The organism is Larkinella insperata, from assembly GCF_026248825.1.
Taxonomy (GTDB): domain Bacteria; phylum Bacteroidota; class Bacteroidia; order Cytophagales; family Spirosomataceae; genus Larkinella; species Larkinella insperata.
Genome location: NZ_CP110973.1, coordinates 5602090 through 5619054 on the forward strand (window position 1 = coordinate 5602090; position 16965 = coordinate 5619054).

Below are 16965 nucleotides of genomic sequence, written 5' to 3' on the forward strand. Positions count from 1 at the left end.
GAGCGATTGCGGAAAGCCAAAAATCGCAAATTTCGGCTACTTTTCCACAATGGCGTCCAGCAACGGCTCAACGGCGACCACGCCCGACCGGTGTTTTTCAAACTCTTTTTTCAGGCCTTCGATCACATCCGGGTGCTTTTTACCCACCTCATACCGCTCGCCGGGGTCAACTTCCAGGTTGTAGAGCAACGGGGGATCGTGCGGCACGGGCGCTTCGGGCGAATACGACGGATGCGTGGTGAAATGCGCCTTCCAGGGGCCTTTCCGAATGGCGTACAACCGGTCCGAATCGTAGTAATACACCACCTCGGTTCCTTTGTCTTTTTTGCCCCTGAGCAAATCGGTGATGTCCTGGCCGTCCAGCGGGCGATCTTTCGGCAGCGGCACGTTCGCCAGGTTCAGGATCGTCGGCAGAATGTCCATCGAGGTGGCCACCGCCGTCGAAACCGTGTTGGCCTTCACGGTGCCCGGTCCCCAGAAAATGGCCGGAACGCGCATTCCCCCTTCGTAGGTCGAGCCTTTCGCTTCGTACAGCGGCCCCGCCGAACCACCAACTTCTTCCAGCCGGTTTTTCATCAACCACGGTCCGTTATCGCTCAGGAAAACGACTAGGGTATTTTTGTCCAGTTTCAGGTCTTTCAGCTTTTTCAGGATTTGCCCGACGCTCCAGTCCAGTTCTTCGACGACATCCCCGTACAAACCGCGTTTGCTTTTTCCTTTAAAATCAGCCGAAGCATACAGCGGCACGTGCGGAAACGGGCTGGCGTAGTACATAAAAAACGGCTTCGACCGGTTGGCCGTGATGAATTTCAGCACTTCGTCGGTGTAACGCTTGGTCAGTTGACGCTGATCCGGCTCGGTTTCAACCACTTTGTTATCCCGGTACAACGGCAGGGGCGGATTGGTGTTGGCCGGTACCGCCTGCGTGGAAGCGGCTCCCCCGAAAGAGCCTACCTTTCCCATGTCGTTGGAGTACGGCAGCCCGAAATACGAATCGAACCCGTACTGGAGCGGCAGGTATTCCGGTTTGGAACCCAGGTGCCATTTGCCAACCAACCCCGTCGCGTACCCCTTTGTTTTCAGGGCATTAGCGATGGTTACTTCACTGTGCGGCAGGCCGTTGGCCGAGTTGGGAAAGAACACCACACGTTTGCCAAAAATACCGTTCCGGATGGGCAGACGGCCCGTGAGCAAGGCCGCGCGGCTGGGCGTGCAGACGTTAGCCGCCACGTAAAACTGGGTAAACCGGGTGCCTTCCGCGGCCATCTGGTCGAGAAACGGCGTGCGGATGGTCGGGTGGCCGTAACTGCCCAGATCACCGTAGCCCAGATCATCGGCCAGAATCACAATAAAATTGGGTTGGCGAGACGACTGCGCCCCAGATTCATATAAAGTCGATAGAAATACTAGAAAAAATAAGAGCAGCGATTTCGGATGCGGGGTCATGAACAGGAACGTTTGGTTGGAAACTGCAAATAAACGGCTTTCCGGCAAATGACGCTATTTTTTTGTTACTTTAGCGCGATCCTAAAACCCGTTCTGTAATGCGTCCTTCGTTTCTTTCCGCTTGTCTGTGGGCTCTGCTGCCCGTTGCCACTTTCGCCCAACCGAATCCCGACCGGCCCGACCTTCGCCAGGGCAAATATTTCAGCGAACCCGACGGCGCCAAAGCCTTAGCGCAATGCGGAGAAGCCTATGCCGACCGGGCTTCGTGGGAAAAACGGGCGGCCCAGATCCGGCAGGGTATCCGCGACGGCATGAAGCTCCCGGCCAAACCGGCCTTCGCGCCCCTCAAACCGATCCGGCACAGCCTGCGGAAAATGGATGGCTATACCGTTGAAAACGTGGCGTTTGAAAGTCTGCCCGGTTTTTACGTCACCGGCAACCTGTATAAACCCGTTGGCATTTCCGGCAAAACCGCTGCGGTGCTGTGTCCGCACGGACACACCGCCAACCAGGACGCCCGGTTTGTGGAGCAGACCCAGCAGCGCTGCATCACGATGGCGCGCATGGGGGCCGTGGTGTTTGTGTACGACATGCTCGGCTACGGCGATTCAAAGCAGTGCGACCATAAGATTCCGGAAGCGGCTAAGCTTCAGACGCTCAACAGCATCCGGGCGCTCGATTTTCTGACGGGTTTGCCCGAAGTAGATCCGGCGCGGGTGGCGGTTTCGGGCGAATCCGGTGGGGGGACGCAGACCTTTCTGCTGACGGCCCTGGATTCGCGGGTGAAAGTCTCGGTGCCGGTGGTGATGGTCTCGGCGCACTTTTTCGGCGGCTGCGTGTGCGAGAGCGGGATGCCCATTCACAAACGCCCGACGCACGAAACCAATAACGTCGAAATTGCGGCCCTGGCGGCTCCCCGACCCATGATTATGATTTCGGACGGGGGCGACTGGACCCTCAACACGCCGAATGTGGAGTATCCCCACATCCGGCGTATCTACGAGTTTTACGGCGCGCAGGACCGGCTCGAAAACGTGCACCTTGCCAACGAAAAACACGATTACGGCCCCTCGAAACGGGCGGCTGCGTACCGGTTTCTGGCCAAACACCTGAAGCTTGATTTGAACCGGGTTCAGAAAAACGGTCAGATTGACGAAAGTCCGAACGTTCTGCTGAAACCAACGGATTTGCAGGTCTTCAACGAAGCGCATCCGCGCCCGGCCAATGCCGTCGTGGGCGACGAAGCCGTGATGGCCTTATTGAAGTGATTCGGCGACACTGGCCGAATTCAGCGTATTTAGATCCGAATCGTCCAGCGTCAATTCCGTGGCGTTGATCAGGTCCTGCAACTGTTCGGGGCGGGTGGCGCTGGCAATCGGTGCGGTGATGGTTGGCTGCGCCATCAGCCAGGCAATGGCGATCTGGGTCGGGTTGGCGTTGTGCCGTTTGGCCACTTCGTCCAACGCATCCAGAATGGCAAAACCCCGGTCGTTCAGGTATTTTTTCATGCCCTGCCCGCGCTGACTTTTTGCAAAATCAGCCTCCGAACGGTATTTGCCGCTCAGAAAACCGCTGGCCAACGAGAAATACGGCAATACGCCCAGGCCGTTCTCGCGGGCAATCGCTTCGTATTCCTGCTCGTATCCAGCGCGGTCGTAAAGATTGTATTCAGGTTGCAAACTTTCGTAGCGCGGAAAACCGTTTTGCTGACTGATTTCCAGCGACTGGACAATCCGGCCGCCGGCCAGGTTGGATGCTCCGATGGCCCGCACTTTTCCTTCCCTAACCAGTTCGGCGTAAGTCGCCAGCGTTTCCTCGATGGGCGTGTCCAGGTCGTCGTAGTGCGACTGGTACAGGTCGATGTAATCCGTCTGCAACCGGCGCAGCGAGTCCTCCACCGACTTGCGGATGTGGGCGCTGGAAAGGTCTTTTTTGCCCGAGCCCATGTCCGAACCCACTTTCGTGGCAATCACCAGTTGATCCCGGTTTCCGCGCTGTTTCAGCCAGTTGCCGATGATGGTTTCTGACTCCCCGCCCTCGTTGCCCGGCACCCAGCGGGAATACGAATCCGCCGTATCGATGAGGTTAAATCCGGCGTCCACGAAGGCATCCAGCAGCCGAAACGAAGTGGGTTCGTCGGTGGTCCAGCCGAATACGTTGCCGCCAAAGGCGAGCGGGGCCACTTGCAGGCCCGAATTTCCAATCTGACGTTTATTCATGATTTTTGGGGTTGTATTATCTACCATGCAGACCGCAATGACTGCACCTTACTAACTAACCCCGTTCAACGGCTGAAAGTTGATTTGAATTGAGGCTCTGACTTCATTTTCGTAAATCACCAAGCAGTACAAGGATTGGCAAATTGTCATTATTAAAAAACTAGTAGGATATATTTTATAAGATCACCACAGAATATTTTGTCTTATAAAAAACTCTGCTAGATTTATTCCGGCCGCTTACCGTTTCATTTCGATTGTCTTTTCAGGCAATCGTTCAACCACCACCTAACCAATTTCTCCCAACCCGGATGTAACGGTCCGGTACACGACTATGAATCGTCGACATTTTCTGCAAACGGCGGGCGCCGGTTCGCTGGCCCTTGCCTCCGGCCTGACGTCCTGCGCTCCCCGCTACCGCAACATCGCCGGGCACCCCATGCACCGCGTTCCCAAACTGAAGCTCTCGCTGGACCGGATCGTGAAAGAAACCGTCGGGCTGCGGCCTTTCCGGGCGTCGGGGCCGCGGATTGCCAAGGAAGCCCTGGGCAACAAAACCATTGTGCACAATTACGGCCACGGCGGCAGCGGCTGGTCGTTGTCGTGGGGAACCGGCAACCTGGCCCGCGAACTGGTCATGACCACGGGCGAAAAGAAAGTGGCCGTGCTGGGTTCCGGCACGGTTGGACTGGCGACGGCCCGGCTGCTTCAGGAAAAAGGCTGCGAAGTAACCATCTACACGAAAGACCTCCCCCCGAATGTTACCAGCAATCTGGCGACGGGCACCTGGTCTCCGGCTTCGCGCGTCTGTGACCCCAAGGTAGCCACGCCGGAGTTTCAGGCGGTGTGGGAGGCTGCCACCCGGTTTTCGTTCCGGCGGTTTCAGTTTATGCTCGGGCTTGACGACATTGCCGCCTGGGTGGACGAGTACAACGTTTTTCCGGCCAAACCCATCAACCCCTCAAACCCGGCCCTGGGCGGGGAAGTCTATCACCTCGACGGTTTGGTTCCCAAATCACAGGAAATCAACCGGCGAGACCATTCATTTGGGGCTGATTTCGTCACCTGGCGCTCCAACATGATGTTTAACATTCCGAGTTACCTGCACCACCAGATGAGCACGTTCATCATGCTGGGCGGCAAACTTCAGGTTCACGAAATCAAACGGCTGGAAGACATCGACGCCCTGCCCGAACGGTGTGTCGTCAACTGCATGGGGCTAGGCGCGAAGGAAATCTTCAACGATGCCGAGCTGACGCCGGTTTCGGGCCAACTGGCCTGCCTGATTCCGCAGTCGGAAGTAACCTACAAACTCATCACGAAAGGAGCTAACATTATTGCGCGCAAAGACGGTATTTACCTGGGCGGCAACGGGCTGGTTGGCAACTGGGATACCACACCCAAACGGGAATATACCCAGGAGTGGGTCGATATTATCCAGCAGGTTATGCAGGAAATGCGCAGTTAATGCCTACATTCAGGCTCAAACCATTACCTACCCCAAACCAGATTTCTTTGTGAGAAAATTCGGTACACTTTTCATCATCGGTTTTTCCCTGTACGCCAGCACGGCTTTCGGTCAGTCGGTGGAAGCCAACTTGAAAGAACAGGGCATTACGCTGGACAAACCCACGGCTTCCCTGGCTAATTACGTAAAAGCCGTTCGGACGGGCAACCTCGTTTTTCTGTCGGGCCACGTCTCCAACCGCGCCGACGGCTCGGGCATCAAAGGCAAGCTCGGCAAGGAGCTGACCATCGAACAGGGCTACGAAGCCGCCAAACTCTCGGCCATCGGCCTGCTCTCTTCGCTGAAGGCCGAAATCGGTAATCTGGACAAGGTAAAGCGCGTGGTCAAGGTGCTCGGCATGGTCAACTCCGCACCCGAGTTTGCAGATCACCCGAAAGTGGTCAATGGCTGCTCCGACCTGCTGGTCAAGGTGTTTGGCGACAAAGGCAAGCACGCCCGCTCGGCGGTGGGCGTTGCCGCCCTCCCCTCCGACTACGCCGTTGAGGTGGAAATGATCGTCGAAGTCGAATAGAAAATCCAGTCAGGGAAACCCGCCAACGCGCCCAAAAAGGTGTTTGTTGACGGGTTTTTCATTGCAGCAAACTGGCCACAAATACCGTTCAATCAAAACAGATCAATATCGATCAATACCAATCATTTGATTTTTAATTTTGTCACTGATTTAAAACCGTGATAAAATTTACACCATGAAGAAAATGATTTTGGTAGCGGGTCCGTACCGCTCCGGTACCAACGACGATCCCGAAAAAATTGCCGCCAATGTGCAGCAGATGGCTGACGTAGCCCTGCAACTCTTCGAACGGGGTTACCTGCCGATGCTGGGCGAATGGGTGGCCCTGCCCCTCCTTGAAACAGCCGGTTCGACGGGCCTCGGTGATCCGGTATTCAACCAGATTTTTCACCCCGTCGCCATTGATTTGCTGGCCCATTGTGATGCCGTGCTGCGGATCGGCGGACCGTCGCAGGGAGCGGACGAGATGGTGACGCAGGGCCGAACGCTGGGCAAAGCCGTCTTTACGGCCCTGGACGAAATCCGGTTTGCCTGACCCGGCGCGGGCCAACGGTTTTTAGGCCGGGTTTCGGCTTGGCGAATCACAATAGCGCTATCTTTTCTTAGCTTTGTTGTCGTTAACCGAACCCGGCACTATGCGATTCACGATTCTACTTTTGGCTTTCCTTTTTTTCTCTACAGCCACTTTCCCGGCAGCGCCCGGCGACACCCACATTGCGATTGAAACCGATCATACGGCCCTGGTCATCCGCGTGGATAAAGACGGTGATCCCACCGTTGTGCACCTCGGCAAACGCCTGCAAAATGCGGCTGATTACGGCCTGTTGCCGGACAACAGCAAGCGCGGGGAAGATTACACTAAAATTTACAATTCAGCGTACACCCCCGCCGGGGGCCGCAACCTGCTCGAACCCGCCCTCCAGGTGGCCCACGCCGACGGCAACCCGTCGTCGGACCTGCGGTACGTGCGGCACGAAACCCGGAACGTGGCCGATGGCGTGGTGCTGACCACGGTTTACCTCAAAGACCCGCAGTACCCGTTCGAGGTCTCTCTGTACTACAAAGCGTATCAGAAAGAAGACGTGATTGAACAGTGGTCGAGCATCCGGCACACGGAAAAGAAGGCCGTTCGTTTGCAGAAATACGCGTCGGCCAACCTGTACGTTCCGGCCCAGAAGTATTACCTGACGCATTTCCACGGCGATTGGGCGAAGGAAATGAATCCGGAAGAAATTCAGTTGACGGCGGGTCTGAAAGTGCTCGACACCAAACTCGGTACGCGGGCCGATCTGTTTCAGGCACCTTCTTTTTTGCTGGCCCTGAACCAGCCCGCCGACGAAGAAACCGGTGAGGTCATAGCCGGAACCCTGGCCTGGTCGGGAAACTACGAAATCGAGTTTGAGGTTGATCCGCTGCGGAACCTGCGGCTGATTGCGGGCATCAACCCGTACGCGTCGGAATACACGCTGGCCCCCGGCAAGGAATTGACAACTCCGGCGTTTCTGTTTACCTACTCCGGTGCGGGCAAGGGACAGGCCAGCCGGAACCTGCACCGCTGGGCGCGCAAACACCGCATTCCGCAGGGTGAAGGCAACCGCCTGACCCTGCTCAACAACTGGGAAGCAACGTATTTCGACTTCAACGAGGAAAAGCTAACGGCCTTGTTCAAGGACGGTAAGAAACTGGGTGTCGATCTGTTTCTCTTGGACGATGGCTGGTTTGGCAACAAATACCCCCGCAACGACGACCACACCAGCCTGGGCGACTGGCAGGAAAACAAGCAGAAACTGCCGCACGGTCTGGGGTATCTGGTGAAGGAGGCCGAAAGCGCGGGCATCCGATTCGGAATCTGGCTGGAACCGGAGATGGTCAGCCCGAAAAGCGAACTCTACGAAAAACACCCGGACTGGGTCATCAAACTGCCGAACCGTTCGGAGTATTATTTCCGAAATCAACTGGTGCTGGACCTCTCCAACCCAAAAGTGCAGGATTTTGTCTACGGCGTAGTGGACGGTATCCTGGCGAAAAACCCGACGCTCGGCTACATCAAGTGGGATTGCAACGCCGTGATCTACAACGCCTTTTCGGCCACCAACCCCAACCCCTCCCACCTGTTCGTAGACTACGTGATGGGGCTCTACAAGGTGCTGGACCGGGTGCGGGCCAAGTATCCGACCCTGCCGCTGATGCTGTGCTCGGGCGGGGGTGGTCGCGTGGATTACGGGGCGCTGAAATACTTCACCGAGTTCTGGCCCAGCGATAACACCGACGGTCTGGAGCGGATTTTCATCCAATGGAATTACTCCTACTTCTATCCGTCCATTGCCACCTGTAACCACATCACCGACTGGGGTAAACAACCAATTAAATTTCGGACGGACGTGGCCATGATGGGAAAAATGGGGTACGACATTGTCGTGAGCAAACTGGATGAGAAGGAACTGGCTTTCAGTCAGGACGCGCTGAAAACCTACGGCCGGGTAAAAGACGTGATCTGGCAGGGCGACCTGTTCCGGCTGGTGTCTCCCCAGACGAGCGACCTGGCCTCGCTGGTTTACGTCAGCGAAAAACAGGATCGGGCGGTTTGGTTTAACTACCTGGTTGGCAACCGGTACCGCGAGGGTAGCCAGGCTCCGATCCGGTTGAAGGGTCTGAATCCGGCCAAGAAATACACCATTCAGGAGTTGAACGTTTATCCGGGCACGGCCTCCCCCGTCAACCGCAACCAGCCGGTTTATTCCGGCGACTACCTGATGACCGTCGGCTTCAACCCGCAGGTGGATGCCCGCCGGGCCAGCGTCGTACTGGAAATAACCGAAAGCAAGTAAAGGCTCCATTTACGATCCGTGGTCTTGAGCCAGCGTAGAACCCTACGCTGGCTCTTGCCTTTTAACAGCTCTTTAGCTCACTGGAAATTATTTTACATACATAGCATGAAATTATGAATCCATTTTACATACATTTGGTAAATTAATAATCAATCCTGACCACTTCATGAAAGGAACCAACCTGGGCGAATTTGAAGAACTGGTGCTGTTGACCATTGCCGCGCTTGTCAACGATGCCTACAGCGTCGCTATTTGTGACGAGTTGGAGAAACACAGCGGACGGGCAGCCAAGCTGGGCGTGGTTCATGCCGTTCTGAACCGGCTGGAGGAAAAGGGCCTGGTGAAAAGCTGGATGGGCGAAGCCACCAATACCCGGGGGGGCAAACGCAAACGGTATTATGAGGTCACGCAGGCCGGTAAGGTTGCGCTGACGCAGGCCCGCGAAGTCCGCGAATCCTTCTGGCGCATCATTCCCGGCTTTAACCTCGAAGGCTCCGTATGAAAACTGCCCCCAAACCCCGGCCGGCTCATCCGCCCCGCTGGGCGCAGAACCTGCTCCACTGGTACTGCCGCCCCGACCTGCTCGAAGATCTGGAAGGTGACTTCAACGAATACTTTGAGCGGAACCTGAAAACCAAAGGTGCCCGGCGCGCCCGGTTTATTTACATTCTTGATGTGCTGAAATTTTTCCGGCCCTATACCGTTCGCAAACCTTCCTTCCTAACCTTCCTTATTCATTGGCTTATGCTCGGCAGCTACTTCAAAACTTCCCGGCGCAGTCTGGTGCGCAACAAACTGTTTTCAACCATCAACATTGTCGGGCTGGCCGTCAGCATGTCGGTAGGCCTCTTGGTGATCGCCTTTCTGACCGATCTGTTTTCCTACGATCAGTTTCACGAAAAGAAACACCGGATTTACCGCCTGCTGACCCGGCACGAATCGGCCGACAAGACCGTCATGAACTTTGCGTCTACCTCGCTGAAGGCCGGCTATCGCGTTCGGGAAACGATTCCGGGCGTGGAAGACGTAACGCTGATCCGCCGGGGGTTTTACAGCGATGCAAAAGTGAACGATGAAACCATTATTCCGCTCGAAGCTACCTGGGCGGATCAATCGTTTTTTACCGTTTTTACGTTTCCGATGCTCAAAGGCAATCCGGCCACGGCGCTGAAAGAGCCATATTCGCTGGTGGTGACGGAGAAAACCGCCCAGAAATTGTTTGGCGAAGCGGACGCGCTGGGCAAAACCGTCCGGTTCGACACGCTGGCCTACACGGTTACCGGCGTCTTGAAAGACCTTCCCAAACTATCGCACATCCGGTTTGAAGCCCTGATTTCGCTGCCGTCGGTGCTGGGGCCACAAGCCGATCCCGACGGTGATCTCATGGATTGGGATGACATTTACCAAAACTATGTCTATCTGACGCTCCCCGAAAACGCCAATCTCCAGGCAATTCAGGCGGGTCTCGACCGGCTGAGCGCGCCCGAAAACGCGCAGCTGGACCGCCAGAAAATCACCCTTTCGCTGCAGCCGATGAATGAAATTGTCTTAGGGGGGCGGTTGTCCAACGAGATCGGCGTCAATATTCCCAAACCGGTCGCCTGGGTGCTGGTCGGGCTGGCACTGGTGGTGATCCTATCGGCCGGTTTTAATTACACCAACCTGTCGATTGCCCGTTCCATGCGACGCTCGCGCGAAGTGGGGATTCGGAAGATTGTCGGGGCTCTGAAAAGTCACGTGCTGGGGCAGTTTATGGCCGAATCGGTTATTATTTCCGTGCTGGCGCTGATCTTTTCGTTTGTGCTGTTCCTGCTGCTGCGCACCCAGTTTGTGGCGCTGGCTCCCGAGCTGGCCAACCTGGTTGCCCTCGAACTGTCGCCCCGGCTGCTGCTCTATTTCCTGCTGCTGGCCGTCGTGGTGGGGCTGGCTGCCGGTTTTCTCCCTGCGCTGTTTTTTTCCCGTCTTCAGGCGGTTCAGGTGCTGAAAGATGCTTCCAGCCTGAAGGTATTCCGGCACGTGAACATGCGCAAGGTATTGATTTTCATTCAGTACACCTTTTCGTTAATTTTCATCACGACGACCTTGATCGGCTACAAGCAGTACCGGGGCTTTTTGTCGTTTGACCTGGGTTTCACCACCGAAAACATCCTGAACATCCGGATGCAGGGCAACAAAAGCATGCTGCTAAAAAAGGAACTGGCCGAAATCCCGGCGGTAAGCCAAATTGCGACCTCCCGAATGATTACCAGCCTGGGAAGCCTGTACGGAAGTAAACTGAAATACCAGGAGAAAGGCGCGCAGGATTCGGCGATGGTCTGGATCAACTTCGTCGATGAAAACTACCTGCCGCTCCACCGTCATCAGATACTGGCCGGAACCAATTTTAAAAACCGCCCAACCAGCGGCAACGAAACGGAGGTCATTGTCAACGAACAGGTCCTGAAACGGTTTCGCATGGACTACGATAACCCGGCCAAAGCCGTCGGCAGGCAGGTGATCATGGACGACAAACCGCTAACGATCGTGGGGGTTTTGAAAGACTTTCACTACGGAACGATGGAGCAAAAAATTGAGCCGACGGTGTTCCGCTATTCGGCCGAAGAATCCGGTGGCTACCTGAACGTTGGCCTTAAATCCGAAGACTATCCGGCGGCTTTGGCGGCCATTGAGGATGCCTGGCATAAAATTGACAAAGTCCATCCGCTCGACGCCAAGTTTTACGACGATCAGCTTGAAGACGCCTACCGCCAGTTCGAAGTGATGGTGACCGTCATCGGCTTTATTACCTTCCTGGCGATTTGCATCGCGTCGATGGGCCTGTTCGGCATGGTGGTATTCACGACCGAAACCCGTTTGAAGGAAATCAGCATCCGCAAAGTGATGGGGGCCAGCGAAGGCAATTTGATTTTCCAGTTGAGCAAAGGCTTTCTGCTGCTGCTCGCGATTGCCGCGCTGGTGGCCCTGCCGGTGACGTATCTCTTCTTCGACCAGTTTGTCCTGACCAAATTCGTGTATCACCAGCCGATTGGTGTGGGTGAATTGCTGGCCAGCGTCCTGATCGTCATGCTTCTGGCTTTCGTGCTGATCGGTTCGCAGACGCTGAAAGCCGCGCGAAGCAATCCGGCGAAAGTGTTGAAGAGTGAGTGATTTTCAGTGTTTCGCAGCGTTAAGCGGAGTCTGAAAGAGGTTAGCGGAGTTGCTCTGCCTAACTCCTTCTCACTCGGCTCAACGCTGCGAAATAACTCATTTTTTGTACTTACATTTCGAGTTATCGGCCACCCGGTAGTAGGATTTGTAATTGACCGCGCTCGGCACCATGCAGCCTTTGAGGTTCAGGAGTTCGACGTTCCGAAAGTCGATGGCGTGGCTTTCGCTTTGCAGCGCGATGTAGCCCTCCTTCAACGGCGTGTTGTCCAGTTTCAGCCAGTAGTCCGCATTGTCGACGTGGCCCGAAGCGAAACCGTTTTGCGGACTGATGTAGCCCCCGCCGATCTTCGTTTTTTCGTAGGTCAATACCGTGTCACCCTCCATGATGTGGTGAACAATCGAATCGCCCAGCACCACGGCCGTTATGCTGACCCACTGATCACCGTCGTAGGTTTTGGATTGCGAGTCGATGCAGTGCGCCGGAATCACCTTGCCACCCATTTCCACGATGGTACCCGGCGTGCAGAGGTTGGCCGTATGCCGCACCCCCTTGCCCAAACCGCCCAGCGTCTGAATTTCCAGCGAAATCGGAAAATCCTGGTCTTTGGTCAGGCTCTTGGCCGACTGCGAGTGAATCATCACCCCGCTGTTGCGCACGTTCCACGACGCCCCGCCCGGCACTTGGTCGCCCTGAAACCGGTAGTCAAACTTCAGGATGTAATACGAAAACGGCTCTTTGTAGTAAATGTGGCCGTATTTATTGTCGAACGTTTTGTATTGGTCGTACATGATCCGGAGCATGCCGTCCTGCACCCGAAACGTGTTTTTGTAATTGCTGTTCAGGTCTTCCCCGGCAATCTTGATATCCCAGCCGCTCAGGTCTTTGCCATTGAAAAGCTTAATCCATTCTTCCTTCTTTGGGTCGTTTTTCTGGGCGAAAGCGGGTTGGAAAAAGAGGAGTAAAAGACTGTATCGCAGAGCTGAGCGGAGAAGATCAACGTTAAGCGGAGTTTCTCTGCTCAACTCTTTTAACCTCTGCTTAACCGCCGGGCGGACCCGTCTGCGAAACAACTTATTTAAGTAAGACACCATTGATTTGTAGCTTTGAGTTAACTCAGCCATAAGAAGAATCTGCATTCGGTCTACTCACCGGGGTTCTTTTTGCAGCAGCTTGGTCGGCCCCAGCTCCTCAACGGCGGGCAGCCCGCTGCGGTAACTGCGGTGCAGGGTGTTTTCGACCAGCGTCGGATACGGTTTGAAGGTGATCCAGCGCAACGGTATTTTCCGCAGCCACAACGCCCCTTCGAGCAAGCCACTAAACCAGCGCGGGGGCCGCTCGTAGCCGAATGCTTCCCGCAGCTTGTCGTTGATGAGAGCGGCAAAAACCGGCTTGACGCCAAAACGCAGCGGCCCGGGCAGCCACCCCTGCACAATCCGGACGGTGGCGTCGGCCAGTCGGCGGTTGACCTCGTCGTACCGAAAATGCTCAGCTTCGTAATCGTCCGTGAACGTGCGCAGTTCGGGCAAACTCTGGGGAACATCCGTCAGGTTCATGCGCTGCCCCACCTCCCGGAAAAACAGGAAAAAGGCCCGCTCTTCCGCCGGGGTGAGTTTGCGCCAGCCGTAGCGGTTAATCCAGTTGATGGGGTAAAAAATAAACGTGGACAGAACAATCAGGAAGTCGTCGTTCCGAATCCGGTAATGCCCGTGAATCCGGTTCATCTGCGTGATGGCCCGCAGGCCCGTTTCGGTATTTAAACCGTACTGCATAAACCAGGAAATCAGAATGGCCGTATCGTCGTAGCGTTTCTGGCCGTGCCGCTCAAACTCCCCCGTGTGGACGAGCAGCGCCGAGGTGCGCGGGTTGGCGTAGGTGTGAAAAAGCGCCAGTTCGAGCGCCCGCTGGGTGTCGAACGGAAATTCGTAGCCCACCAGCAGTTGCACCATCCGCTGGTAATCCCGCTCCGGGTCAAGTTGCTGCAGTTCGCGCCGAACCGCCGGGTTCCGGAAGAGCCCCGCCCGTTTGGCGTAAACCGGTCCTTCCGGGGTTATGTCCTGTTCTGGTCTGTTGTTATTCACTGTTCTGGTAAGGTTTAAGCCAGTCGTTTTTCTAGACAAACGCTGGCTGCTAAACCAACGTACGGACCGTAGTTTTCAATTCGGCCATAGCCCACTTTTTCGTATAAGGCAATGGCTTCGGGCTGTTGGTCGCCGGTTTCAAGCCGCGCAATGTGGAAATCTTCTTCTGCCGCCCAGCGTTCAAGTTCCCGCAACACCTGGGTTGCGTAACCCCGTCCCCGGCAAGCCGGATGGACAAACATCCGCTTGATTTCGGCGTAACCTGGGTCCGTCATGGGCCGGAAACACCCGCACCCCACCGGCTCGCCGTCGAGATAAGCCACCACGACGCGGGCGGATTCGTCCACTTGGTTAAACCCGTCGTACATCGCCTGGTAAGGCTGGTAGCGAATCCATAAATCCTGGTCCAGTTCGGCAATCAATTTCTGAAAAACGGGGTCAAAAGCCGTAGTTCGTATCAGGGTTACCGTGTTCATGATATTTCCGTCGTGCGTCGTCCTTCGTCTGCAAATTCCGCTTAAATTTACACCTAAAGGTGGGTATTTTTTGTAATTTAGCCCACATTCCAAACTCACTTCCTTCACTATGGCCTTATTTAAGCTACAAATCAACGGCAAAAGCTACCAGACCGAAGCGGAAGCCGACACCCCGCTGCTGTGGGTGCTGCGCGATAACCTGGGGCTGTTTGGTACCAAATACGGCTGCGGTATTGCCCAGTGTGGTGCCTGTACCGTCCACCTGAACGGCGAAGCCACCCGTTCCTGCGTTCTGCCGGTATCGGCCGTTGGCACTTCGAAAGTGACCACCATCGAGGGGTTGTCCAAAAACGGGGATCACCCGGTGCAGAAAGCCTGGGATGAAGTCGATGTGGCTCAGTGCGGTTATTGCCAGGCCGGACAGATCATGACGGCGGCCGCCCTGCTCAAACGCAAACCCAAACCGACCGACGAAGAAATCGAAGCCACCATGTCCGGCAACATCTGCCGCTGCGGTACGTACCACCGCATTCGCGAAGCCGTCAAAGTTGCCGCCACCAAAACCAAATAATCATGCAGACCCTATCAAACTCCAGCCGCCGGAACTTTCTAAAAATTGCCGCGGCCACCAGTGGCGGTCTGCTTCTGGGCTTCAACTGGACCGAATCGGAAGCCGCCGTAGCCAGCGCCCCCCTGAAAGGCGTGGCCGTTCCCGGTGTGGACTTCAACAGCTATTTGTCGATCAACCCGCAGGGAATGATCACCATCCTGTCGCCCAATCCGGAAGTTGGGCAAGGCATCAAAACCGCTTTCCCGATCATTGTCGCGGAAGAACTCGACGCCGACTGGAAAAACGTTATCGTTGAACAGGCCCCGCTCGATACTACCAAATTCGAACGGCAGGTAGCCGGAGGAAGCGGCTCCATTCCGCACTCCTGGAAACGCCTGCGCGTGGCCGGGGCCACCGCCCGCCAGATGCTTATGGAAGCAGCCGCCAAACGCTGGAGCGTGCCCATTGGCGAATGTTCCACCAGCAAAGGGTTCGTGCTGCATACCGGCAGCAACCGCAAACTGGGTTACGGTGAACTGGCAACCGACGCGGCCAAAATCCCCGTTCCGGCGGATGTGAAGCTGAAAGAAATCAAGGATTTCAAACTGATCGGGCAAACCATCCGGAACGTCGACAACCCCGGCATCATCACCGGAAAACCGCTGTTCGGGCTGGACTTCCACCGCGAAGGCATGCTGATTGGGATGCTGCAACGCCCGGCGTTCGGGTACAAACTAAAATCCGTGGATTCGGCAGCCGCCAAAGCCATGCCCGGTATCGTCAACGTAGTGACCATTGACAACAGCGTGGCCGTGGTGGGTAAATCAACCTGGCAGGTGAAAAAAGCCAAGGACGCGCTCAAGATCGAGTGGGAAAAAGCCGACAACCTGGAGAGCACCGACGACCACAACCGGCTGTTCAAAGAAATGCTGGACAGCCAGAACACCACCGTTCGGCGGAAAGACGGCGACGTAGAAACGGCGTTCAAAAATGCCGCCAAGGTGGTTAAAGCCGAATACCAGTGCCCGTTTTTGCCGCACAGCCCACTGGAACCGATGAATTTCTTTGCGCACGTCAAAGCCGACAGCGCGGAACTGGCCGGTCCGAGCCAGACACCGGAGGCAGCCCGCAATCAGGCGGCTAAACTGCTGAATTTACCGCCCGAAAAAGTAACCCTGCAACTGACGCGCATGGGCGGTGGTTTTGGCCGGCGGCTCAACACCGACTTTGCCATCGAAGCCGTGAAAGTGTCGAAAGCCGTTAACGCGCCGGTGAAAGTGATGTGGACCCGCGAAGACGACATGACCGGCGGTATTTACCGCCCGGCGGTTCGCTACCGGTTCGAAGCGGCTCTGGATGATAAAGGCACGCTGATCGGTTACAAACTGCGGGGAGCCAGCATCAACGCCGGAAACGCCACCCGCGAAGACAACTTCCCGTCCGGCGCCGTCGACAACCTCCTGATCGACAGCGTGGACCATAAATCGCCGATCACGACCGGTCCCTGGCGCGCGCCGATCACCAACTTCCTGGCGTTCGCCGAACAGGCGTTTCTGGACGAGGTGGCCCAGGCTGCGGGCAAAGACCCCGTGCAGTTCCGGCTGGAATTGCTCGAAAAAGCCAAGAAAAACCCGGTTGGCAAAATCACCTACGACATCGACCGGATGCGGGGCGTCATTGAACTGGCCGCCGAGAAATCGGGCTGGGGCAAAAAGAAAGGCGTTGCGCAGGGCTTCAGCGTGTATTTCTCGCACCGCTCCTACGTGGCGCAGGTCGGCGAAGTCGTAGTGGAAAAAGGCAAACCCGTGCTGAAAAAAGTGTATTCCGCGGCTGACTGCGGGGTGGTCATCAACCAGAGCGGGGCGCAGCAGCAGGTGCGCGGCTGCGTGGTCGACGGGATCGGTCACGCCATGTACGGCAACATCACGTTTAAAGACGGTATTCCGCAGCAGAAAAACTTCAACGAATACCATTTAATCCGGATGAACGAGATTCCGGAAATTGACGTGCATTTCGTCAAAAACGAGATTGAACCCACCGGTTTGGGCGAACCCTCGCTCCCACCGGCGGGAGCGGCCGTCGCCAACGCCATTTTCAAGGCTACCGGCAAGCGGTTATACAACCAGCCGTTCGTGCAGACGGAAGTGTTCAAGGGCGTTTCGTAACGGTTTTAGCTTGATTTTT

At 55.9% G+C, this 16965-nt stretch carries 14 protein-coding genes; 9 read left to right on the forward strand and 5 right to left on the reverse strand.

The features are described 5' to 3' along the window. Nucleotides 1-36: 36 nt before the first annotated feature. On the reverse strand, nucleotides 37-1446 hold the full coding sequence (locus OQ371_RS22520; protein WP_265990584.1) for a sulfatase family protein: 1410 nt from the start codon (nucleotides 1444-1446) through the stop codon (nucleotides 37-39). Nucleotides 1447-1544: 98 nt separating this feature from the next. Between OQ371_RS22520 and OQ371_RS22525 the strand changes: the two genes are divergently transcribed. Beyond that, on the forward strand, nucleotides 1545-2714 hold the full coding sequence (locus tag OQ371_RS22525; protein ID WP_265990585.1) for an alpha/beta hydrolase family protein: 1170 nt from the start codon (nucleotides 1545-1547) through the stop codon (nucleotides 2712-2714). On the opposite strand, the gene OQ371_RS22530 is transcribed toward OQ371_RS22525, so the two are convergent. Further along, nucleotides 2703-3665, reverse strand: a complete 963-nt coding sequence (locus tag OQ371_RS22530) for an aldo/keto reductase (protein ID WP_265990586.1) — start codon at nucleotides 3663-3665, stop codon at nucleotides 2703-2705. The two genes, OQ371_RS22525 and OQ371_RS22530, sit on opposite strands and share 12 nt — an antisense overlap. A gap of 331 nt (nucleotides 3666-3996) precedes the next feature. Here OQ371_RS22530 and OQ371_RS22535 point away from each other — a divergent pair, with 331 nt between their 5' ends. From OQ371_RS22535 to OQ371_RS22560, 6 genes are all read left to right on the forward strand, one after another. After that, nucleotides 3997-5130: an FAD-dependent oxidoreductase gene (locus OQ371_RS22535; protein ID WP_265990587.1), complete on the forward strand. Its 1134-nt coding sequence runs from the start codon at nucleotides 3997-3999 to the stop codon at nucleotides 5128-5130. Nucleotides 5131-5179: 49 nt separating this feature from the next. Beyond that, a complete protein-coding gene (locus OQ371_RS22540) occupies nucleotides 5180-5701 on the forward strand; it encodes a RidA family protein (protein WP_310586591.1) in 522 nt (173 codons plus the stop codon). Between the two features lie 175 nt (nucleotides 5702-5876). Next, nucleotides 5877-6236: a DUF4406 domain-containing protein gene (locus OQ371_RS22545; RefSeq protein ID WP_265990588.1), complete on the forward strand. Its 360-nt coding sequence runs from the start codon at nucleotides 5877-5879 to the stop codon at nucleotides 6234-6236. Between the two features lie 100 nt (nucleotides 6237-6336). Continuing rightward, nucleotides 6337-8529: an alpha-galactosidase gene (locus OQ371_RS22550; protein ID WP_265990589.1), complete on the forward strand. Its 2193-nt coding sequence runs from the start codon at nucleotides 6337-6339 to the stop codon at nucleotides 8527-8529. A 166-nt stretch (nucleotides 8530-8695) separates the two neighbouring features. Continuing rightward, nucleotides 8696-9031: a PadR family transcriptional regulator gene (locus OQ371_RS22555; RefSeq protein WP_265990590.1), complete on the forward strand. Its 336-nt coding sequence runs from the start codon at nucleotides 8696-8698 to the stop codon at nucleotides 9029-9031. Beyond that, nucleotides 9028-11676, forward strand: a complete 2649-nt coding sequence (locus OQ371_RS22560) for an ABC transporter permease (protein WP_265990591.1) — start codon at nucleotides 9028-9030, stop codon at nucleotides 11674-11676. The genes OQ371_RS22555 and OQ371_RS22560 overlap by 4 nt, the downstream gene beginning before the upstream one ends. Before the next feature lie 96 nt (nucleotides 11677-11772). Here the strand turns inward: OQ371_RS22560 and OQ371_RS22565 are convergent, their stop codons facing one another. The 3 genes from OQ371_RS22565 to OQ371_RS22575 all read right to left on the reverse strand — a co-directional run bounded on the left by OQ371_RS22565 (nucleotide 11773) and on the right by OQ371_RS22575 (nucleotide 14231). Continuing rightward, entirely contained in the window at nucleotides 11773-12699 is a 927-nt protein-coding gene (locus tag OQ371_RS22565) for a 3-keto-disaccharide hydrolase (RefSeq protein ID WP_265990592.1), read from the reverse strand. 123 nt (nucleotides 12700-12822) lie between these two features. Then, complete coding sequence (locus tag OQ371_RS22570; RefSeq protein ID WP_265990593.1) at nucleotides 12823-13755, reverse strand: oxygenase MpaB family protein; 933 nt, start codon at nucleotides 13753-13755, stop codon at nucleotides 12823-12825. A gap of 14 nt (nucleotides 13756-13769) precedes the next feature. After that, nucleotides 13770-14231: a GNAT family N-acetyltransferase gene (locus tag OQ371_RS22575; protein WP_265990594.1), complete on the reverse strand. Its 462-nt coding sequence runs from the start codon at nucleotides 14229-14231 to the stop codon at nucleotides 13770-13772. Between the two features lie 109 nt (nucleotides 14232-14340). Between OQ371_RS22575 and OQ371_RS22580 the strand changes: the two genes are divergently transcribed. Next, nucleotides 14341-14802: a (2Fe-2S)-binding protein gene (locus OQ371_RS22580; protein WP_111627947.1), complete on the forward strand. Its 462-nt coding sequence runs from the start codon at nucleotides 14341-14343 to the stop codon at nucleotides 14800-14802. Between the two features lie 2 nt (nucleotides 14803-14804). Next, nucleotides 14805-16946: a xanthine dehydrogenase family protein molybdopterin-binding subunit gene (locus OQ371_RS22585; protein WP_265990595.1), complete on the forward strand. Its 2142-nt coding sequence runs from the start codon at nucleotides 14805-14807 to the stop codon at nucleotides 16944-16946. The last annotated feature ends 19 nt before the right edge of the window (nucleotides 16947-16965 follow it).

Coding starts and splice junctions, on each gene's coding strand:
- OQ371_RS22520 (WP_265990584.1), bottom strand. CDS start 1,446: ATGACCCCGCATCCGAAATCGCTGCTCTTATTTTTTCTAGTATTTCTA.
- OQ371_RS22525 (WP_265990585.1), top strand. CDS start 1,545: ATGCGTCCTTCGTTTCTTTCCGCTTGTCTGTGGGCTCTGCTGCCCGTT.
- OQ371_RS22530 (WP_265990586.1), bottom strand. CDS start 3,665: ATGAATAAACGTCAGATTGGAAATTCGGGCCTGCAAGTGGCCCCGCTC.
- OQ371_RS22535 (WP_265990587.1), top strand. CDS start 3,997: ATGAATCGTCGACATTTTCTGCAAACGGCGGGCGCCGGTTCGCTGGCC.
- OQ371_RS22545 (WP_265990588.1), top strand. CDS start 5,877: ATGAAGAAAATGATTTTGGTAGCGGGTCCGTACCGCTCCGGTACCAAC.
- OQ371_RS22550 (WP_265990589.1), top strand. CDS start 6,337: ATGCGATTCACGATTCTACTTTTGGCTTTCCTTTTTTTCTCTACAGCC.
- OQ371_RS22555 (WP_265990590.1), top strand. CDS start 8,696: ATGAAAGGAACCAACCTGGGCGAATTTGAAGAACTGGTGCTGTTGACC.
- OQ371_RS22560 (WP_265990591.1), top strand. CDS start 9,028: ATGAAAACTGCCCCCAAACCCCGGCCGGCTCATCCGCCCCGCTGGGCG.
- OQ371_RS22575 (WP_265990594.1), bottom strand. CDS start 14,231: ATGAACACGGTAACCCTGATACGAACTACGGCTTTTGACCCCGTTTTT.
- OQ371_RS22580 (WP_111627947.1), top strand. CDS start 14,341: ATGGCCTTATTTAAGCTACAAATCAACGGCAAAAGCTACCAGACCGAA.
- OQ371_RS22585 (WP_265990595.1), top strand. CDS start 14,805: ATGCAGACCCTATCAAACTCCAGCCGCCGGAACTTTCTAAAAATTGCC.